This is a genomic window from Shinella yambaruensis, assembly GCF_022899355.1.
Lineage (GTDB): Bacteria > Pseudomonadota > Alphaproteobacteria > Rhizobiales > Rhizobiaceae > Shinella > Shinella yambaruensis.
Genome location: NZ_JALJCK010000006.1, coordinates 409,538 through 426,813 on the forward strand (window position 1 = coordinate 409,538; position 17,276 = coordinate 426,813).

The 17,276-nt window shown below is 64.9% G+C and carries 17 protein-coding genes; 5 read left to right on the forward strand and 12 right to left on the reverse strand.

From position 1 onward, the window contains the following. Window positions 1-12: 12 nt before the first annotated feature. The 4 genes from MUU56_RS17085 to MUU56_RS17100 are packed head-to-tail and all read right to left on the reverse strand — an operon-like array spanning window position 13 to window position 2,905. Window positions 13-882 (reverse strand): ABC transporter permease, encoded by an 870-nt coding sequence (locus MUU56_RS17085; RefSeq protein ID WP_244768478.1) that lies wholly within the window; start codon window positions 880-882, stop codon window positions 13-15. Further along, a complete protein-coding gene (locus tag MUU56_RS17090) occupies window positions 879-1,763 on the reverse strand; it encodes an ABC transporter permease (RefSeq protein WP_244768479.1) in 885 nt (294 codons plus the stop codon). Before MUU56_RS17090 ends, MUU56_RS17085 begins: the two co-directional genes overlap by 4 nt. A 3-nt stretch (window positions 1,764-1,766) precedes the next feature. Beyond that, a complete protein-coding gene (locus MUU56_RS17095; RefSeq protein ID WP_244768480.1) occupies window positions 1,767-2,102 on the reverse strand; it encodes a hypothetical protein in 336 nt (111 codons plus the stop codon). Then, window positions 2,102-2,905, reverse strand: a complete 804-nt coding sequence (locus MUU56_RS17100) for an ABC transporter ATP-binding protein (RefSeq protein ID WP_244768481.1) — start codon at window positions 2,903-2,905, stop codon at window positions 2,102-2,104. The genes MUU56_RS17095 and MUU56_RS17100 overlap by 1 nt, the downstream gene beginning before the upstream one ends. A 122-nt stretch (window positions 2,906-3,027) precedes the next feature. Between MUU56_RS17100 and MUU56_RS17105 the strand changes: the two genes are divergently transcribed. Beyond that, window positions 3,028-3,441 carry a cupin domain-containing protein gene (locus tag MUU56_RS17105; RefSeq protein ID WP_244768482.1) on the forward strand — a complete coding sequence of 138 codons (414 nt, stop codon included), beginning with the start codon at window positions 3,028-3,030 and terminating at the stop codon, window positions 3,439-3,441. A gap of 215 nt (window positions 3,442-3,656) precedes the next feature. On the opposite strand, the gene MUU56_RS17110 is transcribed toward MUU56_RS17105, so the two are convergent. The 4 genes from MUU56_RS17110 to MUU56_RS17125 are packed head-to-tail and all read right to left on the reverse strand — an operon-like array spanning window position 3,657 to window position 7,366. After that, the gene (locus MUU56_RS17110; RefSeq protein WP_244768483.1) at window positions 3,657-4,022 is read right to left on the reverse strand and encodes a hypothetical protein; all 366 of its coding nucleotides are present in this window, start codon (window positions 4,020-4,022) and stop codon (window positions 3,657-3,659) included. Then, window positions 4,019-5,473 (reverse strand): dihydropyrimidinase, encoded by a 1,455-nt coding sequence (gene hydA, locus MUU56_RS17115; protein ID WP_244768484.1) that lies wholly within the window; start codon window positions 5,471-5,473, stop codon window positions 4,019-4,021. Before hydA ends, MUU56_RS17110 begins: the two co-directional genes overlap by 4 nt. After that, window positions 5,470-6,111, reverse strand: a complete 642-nt coding sequence (locus MUU56_RS17120) for an endonuclease domain-containing protein (RefSeq protein ID WP_398433096.1) — start codon at window positions 6,109-6,111, stop codon at window positions 5,470-5,472. The genes hydA and MUU56_RS17120 overlap by 4 nt, the downstream gene beginning before the upstream one ends. 4 nt (window positions 6,112-6,115) lie before the next feature. Further along, window positions 6,116-7,366 carry a Zn-dependent hydrolase gene (locus tag MUU56_RS17125; protein WP_244768486.1) on the reverse strand — a complete coding sequence of 417 codons (1,251 nt, stop codon included), beginning with the start codon at window positions 7,364-7,366 and terminating at the stop codon, window positions 6,116-6,118. A gap of 268 nt (window positions 7,367-7,634) precedes the next feature. On the opposite strand from MUU56_RS17125, the gene MUU56_RS17130 reads away from it, so the two are divergent. Continuing rightward, the gene (locus tag MUU56_RS17130; protein WP_064330994.1) at window positions 7,635-8,285 is read left to right on the forward strand and encodes a TetR family transcriptional regulator C-terminal domain-containing protein; all 651 of its coding nucleotides are present in this window, start codon (window positions 7,635-7,637) and stop codon (window positions 8,283-8,285) included. Here MUU56_RS17130 and MUU56_RS17135 read toward each other — a convergent pair. Both MUU56_RS17135 and MUU56_RS17140 read right to left on the reverse strand, forming a co-directional pair. Next, complete coding sequence (locus tag MUU56_RS17135) at window positions 8,266-9,489, reverse strand: OpgC family protein (protein WP_244768487.1); 1,224 nt, start codon at window positions 9,487-9,489, stop codon at window positions 8,266-8,268. The two genes, MUU56_RS17130 and MUU56_RS17135, sit on opposite strands and share 20 nt — an antisense overlap. Window positions 9,490-9,567: 78 nt before the next feature. Then, window positions 9,568-10,497: a DMT family transporter gene (locus MUU56_RS17140; protein ID WP_244768488.1), complete on the reverse strand. Its 930-nt coding sequence runs from the start codon at window positions 10,495-10,497 to the stop codon at window positions 9,568-9,570. Between the two features lie 162 nt (window positions 10,498-10,659). Between MUU56_RS17140 and MUU56_RS17145 the strand changes: the two genes are divergently transcribed. Then, a complete protein-coding gene (locus MUU56_RS17145) occupies window positions 10,660-11,298 on the forward strand; it encodes an exopolysaccharide biosynthesis protein (RefSeq protein WP_064330992.1) in 639 nt (212 codons plus the stop codon). A gap of 281 nt (window positions 11,299-11,579) precedes the next feature. On the opposite strand, the gene preA is transcribed toward MUU56_RS17145, so the two are convergent. Together preA and MUU56_RS17155 are read right to left on the reverse strand one after the other, a co-directional pair. Then, window positions 11,580-12,893, reverse strand: coding sequence for an NAD-dependent dihydropyrimidine dehydrogenase subunit PreA (gene preA, locus MUU56_RS17150; RefSeq protein ID WP_244768489.1), 1,314 nt, complete (start codon window positions 12,891-12,893; stop codon window positions 11,580-11,582). A gap of 15 nt (window positions 12,894-12,908) precedes the next feature. Next, on the reverse strand, window positions 12,909-14,270 hold the full coding sequence (locus MUU56_RS17155) for an NAD(P)-dependent oxidoreductase (protein WP_244768490.1): 1,362 nt from the start codon (window positions 14,268-14,270) through the stop codon (window positions 12,909-12,911). Window positions 14,271-14,516: 246 nt separating this feature from the next. Here MUU56_RS17155 and MUU56_RS17160 point away from each other — a divergent pair, with 246 nt between their 5' ends. Both MUU56_RS17160 and MUU56_RS17165 read left to right on the forward strand, forming a co-directional pair. After that, window positions 14,517-15,470 (forward strand): sugar-binding transcriptional regulator, encoded by a 954-nt coding sequence (locus MUU56_RS17160; protein WP_064330989.1) that lies wholly within the window; start codon window positions 14,517-14,519, stop codon window positions 15,468-15,470. 159 nt (window positions 15,471-15,629) lie between these two features. Next, window positions 15,630-16,943 (forward strand): ABC transporter substrate-binding protein, encoded by a 1,314-nt coding sequence (locus MUU56_RS17165; RefSeq protein WP_244768491.1) that lies wholly within the window; start codon window positions 15,630-15,632, stop codon window positions 16,941-16,943. The last annotated feature ends 333 nt before the right edge of the window (window positions 16,944-17,276 follow it).

The window sequence follows — 17,276 nt, forward strand, 5'->3', positions numbered from 1 at the left end:
CTTTTCTTTATTTTACGCCTGCCCACCGCGGACAGACGGATGCCAGAACGTGACGGCCCGCTCGACGAGCGCGACGATCCCGTAGAAGGCGGAGCCAGCCACCGCGGCGACCGCGATTTCGGCCCAGACCATGTCGACATTCATGCGGCCCACCTCCGTGGAAATCCGGAAGCCCATGCCGACGATGGGCGTTCCGAAGAATTCGGCAACGATCGCACCGATCAGCGCGAGCGTGGAATTGATCTTGAGCGCGTTGAAGATGAAGGGCCAGGCGGCGGGAAGGCGCAGCTTGACGAGTGTCTGGAACCAGTCGGCGGCGTAGGTGCGCATCAGGTCGCGCTCCATGTGGCTCGTCGCGGCAAGGCCGGAGACAGTGTTCACCAGCATGGGGAAGAAGGTCATGATGACGACGACGGCGACCTTCGACTGCCAGTCGAAGCCGAACCACATGACCATGATGGGCGCCACGCCGATGACCGGCAGCGCCGAGACGAAATTGCCGAGCGGCAGCAGGCCCTTCTGCAGGAAGGGCGAGCGGTCGATGAGGATCGCGACGAGGAAGCCGAGGCCGCAGCCGAGCGCATAGCCGACGAGCACGGATTTGAGGAACGTCTGGCGGAAATCCGCCCAGAGCGTCGGCACGGAGCTGATCAGCCGTGCCCAGATCGTGCTCGGCGGCGGCAGCAGCACGGAGGGGATGCTGAAGCCCCTGACGATGCCTTCCCAGATGACGAGGATGGTGACGCCGAAGACCAGCGGCACGGCGAGGCGCGCGGCGCGGTCCATGGCCGGGCTCGCGAATTTCCGGCGGACGAGCCATTCGTTGAAGGCCCAGGCGGCAAGCCAGAAGACGATGGCGGATATCAGGATCGAAAGGTTCATGCCCGCGCCCCCATGCGTTTGAGGACGAGGCTGTGCGCGAAGCCGACGACGATGACGAGCAGCGCCGCCACCGCCGCCGCCATGAAGAGCGCCGCCCAGATCTGCACCGTCTGGCCGTAATAGGAGCCGGCGAGCAGGCGCGCGCCGAGGCCGGCGACGGCGCCGGTCGGCAATTCGCCGACGATGGCGCCGACGAGCGAGATGGCGATCGCCACCTTCAGCGAGGTGAAGAGGTAGGGCATGGAGGCGGGCCAGCGCAGCTTCCAGAAGGTCTGCGCGGAGGACGCGTTATAGGTGTGCATGAGATCGAGCTGGATCTGCTCCGGGCTGCGCAGCCCCTTCACCATGCCGACGACCACCGGGAAGAAGGAGAGATAGGTCGAGATCAGCGCCTTCGGCATCAGGCCGGATATGCCGACCGCATTCAGCACGACGATGATCATCGGCGCGATGGCAAGGATGGGAATCGTCTGGCTGGCGATGACCCAGGGCATCAGCGAGCGGTCCATCGCCCGGTTGTGCACGATGGCGATGGCCAGCAGGATGCCGAGCGCCGCACCCATGGCAAAGCCGAGCAGCGTCGCCGACAGCGTGATCCAGGCATGGTAGACGAGGCTGCGCCGGGAGGTGACCGCCTTGTTGACGGTCGTGTCCCAGAGCTCGGCGAAGACCTGGTGCGGCGCGGGCAATACCGGCCGCTCCTGCGCCATGGTCTTCGGCAGCAGCTCCATGAAGCCGATCGTGCCGCCCGCGCGTGCCGCCTGGTCGCGCTCGAAGGGGGCGTTCAGCACGACGACGAAGACGTACCAGACGGCGACGAGCGCGACGAGAACGGTGCCGATCGGCAGCAGGCGGTCGCGAAGGAAGCTGGCCTTGCCCATGGCTCAGCTCCTTGCCGGGGCGGGCATGAGCATCAGTCCCATCGCCAGGATGCCGAGACCGACGCCGGCAAGCTGGGTGCTGTTGAGGCGTTCGCCGAAGAAGAAAAAGGCGATGACGTTGATCAGCAGCAGCTGGGTGATGGCGGACAGCGAAATGGCGATGCCCAGCCCCCCTTCGCGCATCAGCTTCAGCATCATCAGGTTGCCGACGATGTAGAGCGCCATGGAGAAGAGCAGGTAGAGGATGTTCGTCGTGCCGATATAGGCACGCGATGCGGTCGCCGCGCCGATGAAGACGGTGGTCGCGCCGAAGAGCCAGAGCACGTAGGAGAGCTTCATCAGGCGTGCTCCTCGTAGCTGTGGCCGGCGCGCAGGCCCTCGCGTACCCGGTGGGCGATCTCGAGGAATTGCGGGGTTTCGCGGATGCCGAGCGGGCGCTCCTTCGGCAGGGGCGATTCGATCACGTCGGTGACGCGGCCGGGGCGGGGGCTCATGACGACGATCTTCGTCGAGAGGTAGACGGCCTCGGGGATCGAGTGGGTGACGAAGCAGATCGTCTTCCGCGTGGCGGCCCAGAGTTTCAGCAATTGTTCGTTGAGATGGTCGCGTACGATCTCGTCGAGGGCGCCGAAGGGCTCGTCCATCAGCAGCAGGTCGGCGTCGAAGGCGAGCGCGCGGGCGATCGATGCGCGCTGCTGCATGCCGCCGGAGAGCTGCCAGGGATATTTCTTGCCGAAGCCGGAAAGGTTGACGAGGTCGAGCGTGCGCTCGATGCGCGCCTTCTGGTCCGCCTTCGAATAGCCCATGATCTCCAGCGGCAGGGCGATGTTCTTCTCGATGGTGCGCCAGGGATAGAGCGCGGCGGCCTGGAAGACATAACCGTAGGCGCGGCGCCTGCGCGCCTCTTCCGGCGTCATGCCGTTGACGGTGATGGTGCCGGAGGTCGGCCTCTCCAGATCCGCGATAACGCGCAAGAAGGTCGTCTTGCCGCAGCCGGAAGGGCCGATGAAGGAGACGAAATCGCCCTTTTCGACGGAAAGGTCGACGCCCGTCAGCGCGGTGACCGGGCCATCGGCGGTCTGGAAGGTGAGGCCGAGGCTCTTGGCGGACACGACGGTGCTGGCGGCTGTTGCATGGGACATGGCGGTCATCTTTCGGCGCGGGTTGCGGCAGACTGCATGTCCATTCTCAGCATTGCAATCGGCATTGTCTGCAGTATCACTTTGGGCACGGAATTCTCACGCTGGAACCGGGGGAAGAGACGATGGCGGTGGAGACGAAGGCCGAATGCCGGGTGGTTCGCCCGGGCAGCACCTATGACGGAAAACAGGGGTTCAGCTACTTCGAGGGCATCGCTCGCGAGAGCGTGGGCGCCTCCGGCATCTGCATGCATCTCCTGACGATCCCGCCGGGCGGGCGGGCGAAGGCGCACATGCACGAGAGCCACGAGACGGCGATCTACATGCTCTCCGGCGAGGCGCATACCTGGTACGGCGCGCGGCTGGAGAATCACGTGATCGTCAAGGCGGGCGAGATGTTCTACATCCCCGCCGGCGTGCCGCACCTGCCGGCCAATCTCTCCGGCGAACCCGCCTCGGCGGTCATCGCCAGGACAGATCCCCACGAGCAGGAGAGCGTGGTGCTTCTGCCGCATCTCGAGGCGCTGGTTGTGATTTAGGCGGCGGGGGAACGCACCTCCCTCTGTCCCGCCGGACGTCTCCCCCTCAAGGGAGGAGACCGGCTGGAAGCGCTGACCATATCTCAAACCAGGATGCGCTCTTGCCGCGAGCGATGCCTGTACGATCCGGGAAAACGGACCGGCCTTCCGATCTCCCCCCTTGAGGGGGAGACGTCCGGCAGGACAGAGGGGGGTGAATGCTGTTCGCAGGCTCCTCACGTCTTGCACCGCATCAGCGGCCCCCAGCGCGTGCCATCGGGAAAGCTCACGGTGTAGCCGCCGCCGTCGGGCGTCAGCGTCAGCTCGTAGGGCGTGGTCTCCTCGTATCCTTCCTCATGGCATTCAGCGGCGACCTTCGTCGCGCCGCCCACCCGATTGCCTTCACCCTTGAACGCGCAATAGGAGGCGGCGGTGGTGACGCCATCCTTGTTCAACAGGAAGAAGAAATCGGCACCGCCCGTCTCGGCGTAGCGGCAGCCTTCCGCGTCGCCATAGCTGCCATCGACGATGTCGGCCGCCGCCCCCGCCGGACCGGCGAGAACCATGCCGAGGAGAAGGGCGAGGCGGCCGGCGCGGATCATACGCCGCTCGCCGGAATGCCGCTGCGCTCCACCTTGTGCGGCGCGGTGATCTCCTTCCAGGTCGACAGCGCCTTGTTGACGGCCGCAAACGGTTCGCGCTTGACGAACTGGCCGTGCCCCTCGCGGGTCTTCACGGTGCTCTCCTCGATCGCGACCACGCCGCGCGTCAGGGTATAGCGCGGCAGGCCCGTCACCTCCTTGCCCTCGAAGACGTTGTAGTCGATCGAGGATTGCTGGTTCTTGGCGGAGATGGTCTTGGAACGCTTCGGGTCCCACACGACGATATCCGCATCCGCGCCGACGAGGATCGCGCCTTTTCTCGGATAGACGTTGAGGATCTTGGCGATGTTGGTGGAGGTGACCGCGACGAACTCGTTCATCGTCAGCCGGCCGGTGTTGACGCCGTTGGTCCAGAGCATCGGCATGCGGTCTTCCAGGCCCCCGGTGCCGTTCGGGATCTTGCGGAAATCGCCGGCGCCGGTGCGTTTCTGGTCGGTCGTGAAGGCGCAGTGGTCCGTCGCCACCACCTGCAGCGAGCCCGCGGCGAGGCCGGCCCAGAGCGAATCCTGGTGCTGCTTGTTGCGGAAGGGCGGGCTCATGACGCGGCGGGCGGCGTGGTCCCAGTCCTTGTTGAAATATTCGCTCTCGTCCAGCGTCAGGTGCTGGATCAGCGGCTCGCCATAGACGCGCATGCCGTTCTGCCGGGCGCGGCGGATGGCTTCGTGCGCCTGTTCGCAGGAGGTGTGCACGACATAGAGCGGCGCGCCCGCCATGTCGGCGATGATGATGGCGCGGTTCGTCGCTTCGCCCTCGACGGAGGGCGGGCGGGAATAGGCGTGGCCTTCCGGCCCGTTGTTGCCCTCGTCCATCAGCTTCTGCTGCATGGCGGCGACGACATCGCCGTTTTCCGCATGGACGAGCGGCAGCGCGCCGAGCGCGGCGCAGCGCTGGAACGAGGCGAACATCTCGTCGTCGTTCACCATCAGCGCGCCCTTGTAGGCCATGAAATGCTTGAAGGTGTTGATGCCCTTCTCCTCGACGACGGCCTTCATCTCGTCGAAGACCTGTTCGCCCCACCAGGTGACGGACATGTGGAAGGAATAGTCGCAATTGGCGCGGGTCGACTTGTTGTCCCAGCGCTTCAACGCGTCGATGAGCGACTGGCCGGGATCGGGCAGACAGAAATCGACCACCATGGTCGTGCCGCCGGCAAGGCCGGCCCGCGTGCCGCTCTCGAAATCATCGGCCGAATAGGTGCCCATGAAGGGCATTTCGAGATGCACATGCGGATCGATGCCGCCCGGCATGACATAACAGCCCGCCGCATCCAGCATCTCATCGCCGGAGAGATCCGGGCCGATCTCGACGATCCTGCCACCGTCGATCTTTACGTCGGCCTTGTAGGTGAGGTCCGCGGTAACGACGGTTCCGCCCTTGATGACTGTGCTCATGATCGTTCCCCTGTCTCTTGGTTCTCGGCGAAAATGGCCGGATAAAACCCCGCCATGTGGCAGCGTTCGGTCATTTGGCCGTTCAACGCTGCGAGGATCGTTTCAAGGACCATACGTCGTTCCTGCGTGACCTCATGGTTCCAGAAGCGGAGAACGGAATAGCCATGTTCGTTGAGCCAGCGGGTCCGTGTTTCGTCAGCTTGCTTCGCAGCATGCTGAAAGCCATCGATTTCGATGACGAGGCGCCGCGTGCGGCAAAGCAAATCGACGACGTAGATTCCGAGCGGCACTTGCCGGGAAAATTTGAAGCGGTTGAGACGGCGGTCGCGCAGGTCGCTCCAGAGGCGGCGTTCTTCCTCGGTTTCGTTTTTCCGCAGTCCTCGGGCATACCGCGTCTTGCCCGGGGGCCGTTTGGTTATGTCGGCTTCGCTCGGCATACCCCCCTCATCCGGCCCTTCGGGCCACCTTCTCCCCCCGGGGGAGAAGGGGAATTTCGCGGCGCCGTTTTCTTCTTTTCGTCCGATCAGCGTATGCGGCACTGACGTGGGCAGAGGCGTTGCAGCAAGTCTCTCCTTCTCCCCCGGGGGGAGAAGGTGGCCCGAAGGGTCGGATGAGGGGGGGGGCACGACCGGAAGCATCCGCTCACTCCGCAATCCCAGCCGTCTCGATCACCGCATGGAGCAGTACGTCGGCGCCGGCGGCGGCCCATTCCTTGGAAATGTCCTCCGCCTCGTTGTGCGAGAGGCCGCCCACGCAGGGGCACATGATCATCGTGGCCGGCGCCACCCTGGCGGCCCAGCAGGCGTCGTGGCCGGCGCCGGAGATGATGTCCCTATGGCTGTAGCCGAGGTCCTCGGCCGCCTTGCGGACGGTGGCGACCAGCGTCGGGTCGAAGGTGACGGGGTCGAAATGGCCGACCGGCTCGACGGAACAGCCGACGCCGAGCGCCTCGCAGATCTTCGGCGCCTCCGCCTCGATGCGGGCGCGCATGCCGTCGAGCTTGGCCTGGTCCGGCGAGCGGATGTCGACGGTGAAGACGACCTTGCCGGGCAGCACGTTGCGCGAGTTCGGCGAGAAGAACACCTGGCCGACGCCGCCGACGGCGCCCGGCTGGTTCTCCATCGCGACGGTCTGCACCATTTCGAGGATGCGGGCCATGGCGAGCCCGGCATTGACGCGCATCGTCATCGGCGTCGAGCCGGTATGCGCCTCGCGGCCGGTCAGCGTGAATTCCAGCCACCACAGGCCCTGGCAGTGGGTGACGACGCCGATGTCCTTGCCTTCCGCCTCAAGGATCGGCCCCTGTTCGATGTGATATTCGAAATAGGCGTGCATTTTCCGCGCGCCGACCTCTTCGTCGCCCACCCAGCCGATGCGCTGCAGTTCCTCGCCGAAGGTTTTTCCCTCCGGGTCCTTGCGGCCATAGGCATAATCCTGCGTATGCACGCCGGCGAAGACGCCGGAGGCGAGCATGGCGGGGGCGAAGCGCGCGCCTTCCTCGTTCGTCCAGTTGGTGACGACGATCGGGTGCTTCGTGCGGATGCCGAGATCGTTCAGCGAGCGCACGACCTCCAGGCCCGCCAGCACGCCGAGCACGCCATCATATTTGCCGCCCGTCGGCTGCGTATCGAGATGCGAGCCGACATAGACGGGCAGGGCGTCGGGGTCCGTGCCTTCGCGCGTCATGAACATGTTGCCCATCGTGTCGACGCCCATGGTGAGGCCCGCGCCGTCGCACCAGGCCTGGAACAGGCGGCGGCCCTCGGCGTCCGAATCGGTCAGCGTCTGGCGATTGTTGCCGCCGGCAATGCCGGGGCCGATCTTCGCCATGTCCATGAGGGAATCCCACAGGCGGTCCGCGTTGACACGCATGTTCTCGCCGGGTGCGGCCATGTCTATGCTCCCATGTCATCGGGCTTTTGCAGCCCATTTTCGTTCCCGCCGGCTGGCGGCGCCCTTGTTGTTTTGCGCCTTCCGATCAGCAGTTGCCTTTGCGCGATAACTGACTGATAATTTGACCGGTTGGTAAACATTACAGCTTCCGTTGCGGCACTCAAGCCGAAAAACCAAAAACTTGGGCTGCACCCAAGAAAATGGCGGCTGGTTAAACTGGTGAATTTGGCGGCACTTTTCCCGGCGACGGGGAGGCCGAGGGGGCACGATGGCATTACCAAGGGCGGCGAGGACACAGCGGCGCACGCGCATCCAGGAGGCGAAGGAGGAGCAGATCCTCGAGGCGGCGCTGGAGGTCTTCTCGCTGCACGGGTTTCGCGGTGCCACCGTCGACCAGATCGCCGAGGTCGCCGGCATGTCTAAGCCGAACCTGCTCTACTATTTCCGCACCAAGGAGGCGATGCACCGGGCGCTGATCACCCGGGTGCTGGACACCTGGCTCGACCCCTTGCGCGAATTCGATGCGGAGGGCAATCCGGTGTCGGAGATCCGCAGCTATATCCGGCGCAAGCTGGAGATGGCGCGGGATTTTCCGCGCGAGAGCCGGTTGTTCGCCAATGAAATCCTGCAGGGCGCACCTAACATCGAGGACGAGCTGAAGGGGCCGCTGAAATCGCTCGTCGACGAGAAGGCGGAAGTCATCCGTACCTGGGCGAAGGCGGGCAAGATCGCCAAATGCGACCCGTACCACCTGATCTTCTCGATCTGGTCGACCACCCAGCACTATGCCGATTTCGACGTGCAGGTGCGCGCCGTGCTGGGGCAGAACCAGGCCGGCGAGGGGCGGTTCGAGGATGCGGCGCGCTTCCTTGAGCAGCTGTTCCTAACCGGCCTCAATGTCAGCGAGCAGCCGGCGTAGATTTCGACTTGGCCGGCTCCGCCTTGGGCTGGCCGAAGAGGCTGGCGGCGATCTGCTCGCGTTCGCGCCACAGGGCGGGCAGGGCGAGAAGCGCAATGCAGACCACGGCGATCGACGTCTTGGTGAGCTGCGAGAGTTCCGGCGTGCGCCCGTCCGCATAATAGACCGCGTAGACGATGGCGACGTGCCAGACATAAACCTGCAGCGAATGGCGGCCGAGCAGGCGCAGGAAGCGCAGGGTGAAGACGCCAATAACGATTCCCGCGAGCTTGCGGACCCACAGGTTGTGGTGCTTCGGCCCGGCGATCAGCAGCCAGGCGAGGCCGGTCGCGACGGCCGCGAAGTTCAGGAGATAGACCGGCCCGAAATCGGCGCGGATCTCCATGGTCGCGAACTTGTCGAGCACGGATTGCGGCAACAGGTCCCAGGCCGTGACGATGCGCAGCGGCAGGAAGAACAGGCAGATGGCGAGCGCGACCTTCGGCAGCCGCGTCTTTTCCGGAGAGAAGATGCGGTTCCAGTCGATCCTGTCCTGTGCGGTCAGCGCGCCGATGACCAGGGCCGAGAAGAACACGATCTGCCAGCCCAGCATGTTGAAACTCGCGCGGATGCCCTGGTCGTCGGAGCCGGTGAACAGCGTGTTCAGGGGATCGGTGACGAAGCGTTGCAGGCCGAGCTGCGCGGCCATCCAGACGATCAGCGAACCGGCCAGCACCTGCGCCCACTTTCCCTTCATGCAGAGCCAGACGAGCGGCGGGGCGAACAGCATGTAGACGATGTATTGCGGCAGGATGTCCATGAATGTCGGCTGGAACAGGAAGGTGGCGATCGCCGCCAGCCGCAGCGGCTGGTCGAAATTCGTATAGCCGAGCCAGTTGTACCAGAGCCGGTAGGCGTCGGGCAGGAACATCTGCACGACGAGCACTGCCATGACCGTGCCCATGGCGTAGCGGTAGAGCTCGAAGGCGCGGTTGCGGATGAGCTGGCGGCCGGTGTCATAGCCGTATTTCAGCATCTTGCGGGCATAGACCATGCCGATGAGCAGGCCGGAGAGGAACACGAAGCCCTGGGCGTCCTCCACGAAGGCGAACTGGCGATGGTTCACTTCCATCATCCAGTAGCCGCCGACAAAGACGAGGTGATTGATCAGCATGAAAACGAGGAAGTAGCCCCGCATGCCGTCGATAATCTCAAATCGCTTCAAAATATGCGCTCCGCCGATACTCAAGATACGCCCCAACGGGATGGCAACGCATGAGGCGGCGGATCGTTCCAGGAAAAATCAATCCGGCAGCCATGCCATCAGCGCCAGGCCGCAGGCGGTGACGAGGGCGCCGGCCAGCACCGGCGGGCTTGCCCAGCCATGGCCGAGAATCCCTTCGAGCAGGATGATGAAGCTCGGCGTCAGGTAGCCGTAGCCGAGCACCTTGGAGGCGGGCAGGCGCATCGAGGCATATTGCAGCAGCAGGAAGGTGCCGGCCGTGGTGACGACAGCGAGATAGGTAACCGCGGCGTAGACGGCGACGGGAAGGGTGGAAAAATCCGTTTCGATGAGGCCGCCTATGCCGGGCGGCACCAGCCAGAGCGTCGCGCCCACCGTCACCCAGAAGCCGAAGGCGACGGCCGGCTCGCCCCGGTCGAAGCGGCGGATCAGCGGCACGTAGAGCGCATGGCAGATGACGCCGACGAAGAAGATCATCTCACCGGCGCCGATGTCGAAGGCGAGGATGGCGTCGATATTGCCGCGGAAGATCACCCAGACAGCACCGGCGGCGGCGATGAGGAGGCCGGCGAGCACGCCGGGCCGCGTCCTTTGCCCGAGCACCGGCAGCGCGAAGCCGGCGCTCAGGAGCGGCATCAGCGTGAAGACCGCGCCGGTGGCGACCGGGCTGGTGAATTCCAGCGCCATGAACATGGTGAGCATGTAGACGGCGATCAGCCCGCCGAGCAGCAGGAAGCGCCAGGCCTGCTTCGGCAGCGCCATCGGAATCCGGAAGGCGCCGAAGGCGAGCGCCGCCATCACGACGACGGTCAGGATATAGCGCCAGAGCATCAGCGGCTCGGCCTCCATGGCGCGCGCCGCAAGCCCCCCGAAGGAGAAGGAGCCGGCGATCAGCACCGCAAAGAGCAGCATGGCGAGGTGGCCCTTCAGCTTTTTGCGGCCTTTGGCGTGAATGGAAAGGCCTGCCGGGGCCGGCATACGCTTCGTCAAGAAAATCATCCTATTGTCTGCGGCGTGGCATGCTCATAGAGCAATTCCGGCAAGTGTGCGCAGCGGTCTTGCGTCCGCAAGTGCGAAAAATCGGGGTGCGCCGCTCCCACAGGAAAGCCGCAATCGCCGCCCATAGGCCGGCGGCACGCGAGAGGACATTGCATGACGACGGCCATCGGCTTCAAGGACACGGACCGCAAGACGAGCGAACTGCTCGAAGACATCATCCAGTCGATCAAGGGCGAGCACATCACGCTGCGCGACCTGCTCGCGATGATGGGTGAAAGCGGCCTGCTGCTGCTCTGTGCCTTCCTGTCTCTGCCGTTCCTCTTTCCGGTCTCGATCCCCGGCGTCTCCACCGTCTTCGGCGCCGGCATCGTGCTGATCAGCGCGGCGATCACGCTCAACCGGCTGCCCTGGCTGCCCGGCAAGGTCGCCGACCGGCGGCTCGAGAGCGGCAAGCTCCGGCCCGTGCTGGAGCGCGGGGTGACGTTCCTGCGCAAGATCGACCGGTTCTTCAAGCCGCGCATGACGGCGCTCACGACCGGCGCGCTGATGAACCGCGTCAACGGGCTGGTGCTGATGGGGGCGGGGCTGCTGCTCATGGCGCCGCTCGGGCTCATTCCCTTCTCCAACACGCTTCCCGGCGTGGCCATCCTCCTGCTCGCCGCCGGCATTTCGCAGCGCGACGGGCTGGTGGTGCTTGCGGGCTACGTGATGGTGGCGCTGACGATCGTCTATTTCGCCGCGCTTGCGTTTCTGGCCTATAGCGCGGGGCAGAGTTTTCATTTCTTCGGGTGAGATTGGGCTCGGGCGCCGCGCTTTTCTCCGATAATCCGCCACCCCCTTCCTCTTCCGTCATCCTCGGGCTTGACCCGAGGATCCACGCGTCATGGCACTGTGTTGCATTGTGGCATTGGATCCTCGGGTCAAGCCCGAGGATGACGGAGAGTGGGGATCGACCAGAGAGGATGGTCCTCCGAAACGGTCGCGCCAGGAACAGGGCCGGCAACGCGACGCCGGATATAGAGGCCGGCGCTTCGGGGCTATTGCCAAGCGCCGGCCATGGCTCAAACCTCCCCTTACTCCGCGGCCTGCCGCGCCATCGGGTTGTTCGGGTGGGTCGTCCAGTTGGCGTAGTTCGGGTCGACCGGCTTGCCGGTGCGCTGATCCAGGACGCCGGGCTCCAGGCCGACCATGGTGATGCAGTTCTCCACCGGGCAGACGTTGACGCAGAGGTTGCAGCCGACGCACTCGTCCTCCATCACCTCGAAATGCCGGACGCCATCAACGAACTGCGTGATCGCCTGGTGCGAAGTGTCCTCACAGGCGATGTGGCAGCGACCGCACTTGATGCAGGCGTCCTGGTCGATATGGGCTTTGGCGATGTAGTTGAGGTTGAGGTACTGCCAGTCCGTGACGTTGGGCACCGCGCGGGCGATGATGTCGTCGAGGCTGCGGTGGCCCTTGGCGTCCATCCAGCTGGAGAGCCCGGTGATCATCTCCTGGACGATCTTGAAGCCGTAGGTCATCGCCGCCGTGCAGACCTGCACGTTGCCGGCGCCGAGCGCCAGGAACTCCGCCGCGTCGCGCCAGGTGGTGATGCCGCCGATGCCCGAGATCGGCAGGCCGCGGGTTTCCGGGTCGCGGGCGATCTCGGCCACCATGTTGAGCGCGATGGGTTTGACCGCCGGGCCGCAATAGCCGCCATGCGTGCCCTTGCCGCCGACCGTCGGGTTCGGTGCGAAATTGTCGAGGTCGACGGAGACGATAGAGTTGATCGTGTTGATCAGCGATACGGCGTCGGTGCCGCCAGCCTTGGCGGCACGGGCCGGCTTGCGGATGTCGGTGATGTTCGGCGTCAGCTTGGTGATGACCGGCATGCGGGTGTACTGCTTGCACCAGCGCACGACCATCTCGATATATTCCGGCACCTGGCCGACCGCCGCGCCCATGCCGCGCTCGGACATGCCGTGCGGACAGCCAAAATTGAGCTCGATGCCGTCCGCGCCGGTCTCCTCCACCAGCGGCAGGATCGCTTTCCAGCTTTCCTCCTCGCAGGGCACCATGATGGAGGCGATCAGCGCCCGGTCCGGCCAGTTCATCTTGACCTGCTTCATCTCGCGCAGGTTGGTGTAGAGGTCGCGGTCGGTGATGAGCTCGATATTGTTGAGGCCGAGCAGGCGGCGGTCGGCGCCCCAGATCGCGCCGTAGCGCGGGCCGTTGACGTTGACGACCGGCGGGCCTTCCTCGCCGAGCGTCTTCCAGACCACGCCGCCCCAGCCCGCCTTGAAGGCGCGCTCGACATTGTAGGCCTTGTCGGTCGGCGGCGCGGAGGCGAGCCAGAAGGGGTTGGGCGATTTGATGCCGACGAAAGTGTTGCGAAGATCAGCCATGTCTCATCCTCCCCTTCAAGCGACGGCAACGGCGGGCTGCGCACCGGCGGCCAGCATGCGGTTGATGGAATCGGCCGCATCGCGGCCTTGCGCGACCGAGGTGACCGTCAGGTCCTCGCCGGACTTCACGCAGTCGCCCCCCGCCCAGACATTGGCGATGGACGTGCGGCCTTCCGCGTCGATGGCGATGCGGTTGCCGGCCATGGCGAGCGAACCGAGACCGCCAGTCTCGAAGGTCTGGCCGATGGCCTTGAAGATCTGGTCGGCGGCCAGCACCCCGGTCTCGCCGGTGCCTGTCAGCTTGCCGTCCCGCATCTCGGTATATTCCACCTCGATGCCGGCGACATGGCCGTCGCGCGCGATGACGCGCTTCGGCTGCAGCCAGTGGCGGATCATCACGCCCTTGGAGGCCGCAAGGTCCTGCTCGAATTCCGAGGCGTTCATGTGCTCCTTGCCGCGGCGGTAGCAGATGGTCACCTCTTCCGCGCCGAGCAGCTTCGCCTGCACGGCGGCGTCGATCGCCGTCATGCCGCCGCCGATGACGACGACGCGCCGGCCGACCGGGATGGTCGCCTTGTCCGTCGCCTGGCGCAGTTCGGCGATGAAATCGACCGCGTCGACCACGCCGGGCAGGTTCTCACCCTCCGCGCCGAGCGCGTTGACCCCGGCAAGGCCCATGCCGAGGAAGACGGCGTCGAAATTGGCGGTGAGGTCGGCGAGCGTGAAGTCGCGACCGAGCTTCAGGCCGTTCTTCACCTCGATGCCACCGATGGACAGCACGTAGTCGACTTCCGCCTGGGCGAAATCATCGACCGCCTTGTAGGTGGCGATGCCGTATTCGTTGAGGCCGCCGGCCTTTTCGCGTGCCTCGAAGATCACGACGTCATGGCCGTTCATGGCGAGGCGGTGGGCGCAGGCGAGGCCTGCCGGGCCGGCTCCGACGACCGCCACGGCCTTGCCCGTGCGGGCGGCGCGCTCGTAGAAATGCTTGTTCTCCGTCATCGCAACGTCGGTCGCGTAGCGCTGCAGGCGGCCGATCTCCACCGGGCGGTGCTCGGCGGTGTTGCGCACGCAGGCCTGCTCGCAGAGCGTCTCGGTGGGACAGACGCGGGCGCACATGCCGCCCAGAATGTTCTGGTCGAAGATGGTCTTGGCCGAGCCGATCGGATTGCCCGTTGAGATCTGGCGGATGAACATCGGAATGTCGATGGAGGTGGGACAGGCCGTCATGCACGGCGCGTCGTAGCAGAAGTAACAGCGGTCGGCGGCGACCAGGGCCTCGTGATCGTCGAGGCGAGGATGAAGGTCGGAAAAGTTCGTCTCGTATTCGGCAGGCGCAAGACGCCCCCGATGGATCCCAGATTGCGTCGTTCCCATGATTATCTCCCATTCGCGTGGGCTTTTTCGATGAGAGAACGGTAACCCAGCTTTATTTTTTTATCAAACGGTAAAATTTCAAAAGAAAGGCTGGTTTTTCAGGGCTTCCAGCGAAAATAAACATGAGAATTATGGTTGTGTTTTCCTGCCGCTCTCCGGAGTGCTGTTCCGGCTGCGCCATCAGATGGCGTTTGACAGGTCGCCGGAAAAGATGCAGCAAATCGTCTGGAACAGCAGGGGAAAACCATGGCGAAGCGGGCGGAAACCACCGGGCGGCTGGACGATGCGGCAAGGGCCGGCTGGCTCTACTATGTCGCGGGCCGCACGCAGGACGAGATCGCCGCGGCCATGGGCATCTCCCGCCAGTCGGCACAGCGCCTCGTCTCGCTCGCCGTCGCCGAGCGGCTGATCAAGGTGCGGCTCGACCATCCGATCGCCGAATGCCTGGAACTTGGCGAGGAACTGAAGAAGAAGTTCGGCCTCGTGCATGTCGATATCGTGCCGAGCGATCCGGGCTCCACCTCCACGACGATCGGCATTGCGGAGGCAGGTGCGGCGGAGATCGAGCGCTGGCTGAAGAAATCCGAGCCGATCGTGCTCGCCGTCGGCACGGGGCGCACGCTGAAGGCGGCGATCGACCAGCTTCCGGCGATGGAATGTCCGCAGCACCGCATCATGTCGCTGACCGGCAATATCGGGCCGGACGGTTCGGCGGCCTACTACAACGTCATCTTCTCCATGGCCGATGCGGTGAAGGCCCGGCATTATCCGATGCCGCTGCCGGTTCTCGTCTCCTCCACGGAGGAGCGCGACCTCCTGCACAAGCAGAGCCTCGTGCAATCGACGCTGCAACTCGGCCGCGAGGCCGACGTCGCCTTCGTCGGCATCGGCGAGCTCGGCGCGGATGCGCCGCTCTGCCTCGACGGGTTCCTCGATCCGGAGGAGATGGCCCGTCTGATGGAGGAGGGGGCCGCCGGCGAGATCTGCGGCTGGATGTTCGACCGTGACGGAAAACTGCTCGAAGGCAGCATCAACGAGCGCGTCGCCTCCGTGCCGCTGCCGCCGCGCGAGACCACCACCGTCATCGGCCTTGCCAAGGGCAAGCGCAAGTATGCGGCGCTTCTGGCGGCGCTTCGCGGGCGCATGATCAACGGCGTCATCACCGACGAAGCCACCGCCCGCCACCTGCTTTCGGCCTGATCCGCGCCGCTGTCCCGGTAAAAATTCTCCATGAGATTCAACGGCCGTTGCCCTGCTTTGTGCGGTGCAGCAACGATTGGCCGTTGACTTGTTGCGGCAATATGCGAGTAATTGCCCATGAGCAAAGCAAATGCTCAATACCTTTCTGGGAGGAAGATAATGTATTTGAAGACCCTTTTGCTGGGCACCTGCTCGGCTGCGCTCCTGTGCGGTTTCGCCAATGCCGAAACGCTCACCATCGCCACCGTCAACAATGGCGACATGATCCGCATGCAGGGGCTGACGGACGATTTCACGGCCAAGAACCCCGATATCGAGCTGAACTGGGTGACGCTCGAGGAGAACGTTCTGCGCGAGCGCGTCACGACCGACATCGCGACGAAGGGCGGCCAGTACGACATCATGACGATCGGCACCTATGAGGTTCCGATCTGGACCAAGCAAGGCTGGCTCGTGGCGCTCGACAATCTCGGCGCCGATTACGATGTCGACGACCTGCTGCCGGCCATCCGCGCCGGTCTGACGGGTGAGGACGGCAAGCTCTACGCCGCGCCGTTCTACGGCGAATCCTCCTTCGTCATGTACCGCAAGGACCTGATGGAGAAGGCCGGGCTCACCATGCCCGACGCGCCGACCTGGGAGTTCATCGCCGACGCCGCCCGCAAGATGACCGACCGCACGGCCGGCATCAACGGCATCTGCCTTCGCGGCAAGGCCGGCTGGGGCGAGAACATGGCCTTCCTGACGGCGACGGCGAACGCCTTCGGCGCCCGCTGGTTCGACGAGAACTGGAAGCCGCAGTTCGACCAGCCGGAATGGAAGAACACGCTCGACTTCTACGTCAAGCTGATGAACGATGCCGGCCCGCAGGGCGCGTCCTCGAACGGCTTCAACGAGAACCTGGCGCTGTTCCAGCAGGGCAATTGCGGCATGTGGATCGACGCCACGGTCGCCGCCTCCTTCGTCTCGAACCCGAAGGAATCGACGGTCGCCGACAAGGTCGGTTATGCCCTCGCCCCCGACACGGGCCTCGGCAAGCGTGGCAACTGGCTCTGGGCCTGGAACCTCGCCATTCCCGCAGGCACGCAGAAGGCCGAGGCGGCGGAAAAGTTCATCGCCTGGGCGACCAGCAAGGACTACACCAAGCTCGTCGCGGAGAAGGAAGGCTGGGCGAACGTTCCTCCGGGCACCCGCTCCTCGCTCTACGCGAATGCGGACTATGAGGCGGCCGCGCCCTTCGCCAAGATGACGCTCGACTCGATCAACGCCGCCGATCCGAAGAACCCGGCCGTCAGGCCGGTGCCCTATGTCGGCGTGCAGTTCGTTGCGATCCCGGAATTCCAGGGTCTCGGCACGACGGTCGGCCAGCTCTTCTCGGCCGCGCTCGCCGGCCAGATGTCGGTCGACGACGCGCTCGCCCAGGCCCAGCAGGTCACGACACGCGAAATGACCCGCGCCGGCTACATCAAGTAATCATCTCCTCCCCAAGGACAGGCTGCCCGGACGCGCTCCGGGCAGCCGATAGACGAGTGCTGATCCGGGTCCGCCCCTCATCCCCCTGCCGGGACCTTCTCCCCGCAGGCGGGGAGAAGGAGGAAAACGGCGCGCCCATCGTTCCTCGCCCCGTTTACGGGGAGAGGATGCCGGCAGGCAGGTGAGGGGCGGCTGCGCCATAAATTCGTAAAGCGATTGTACAGGCCGGCCATGCCGGCTTTCGGGAGGATGAAAGCATGGCGACGGAGAACACGCGTGGTTTGGCGCGGTTGATGTTGGCGCCCTCAGTCGGGCTGCTTCTTGTGTGGATGA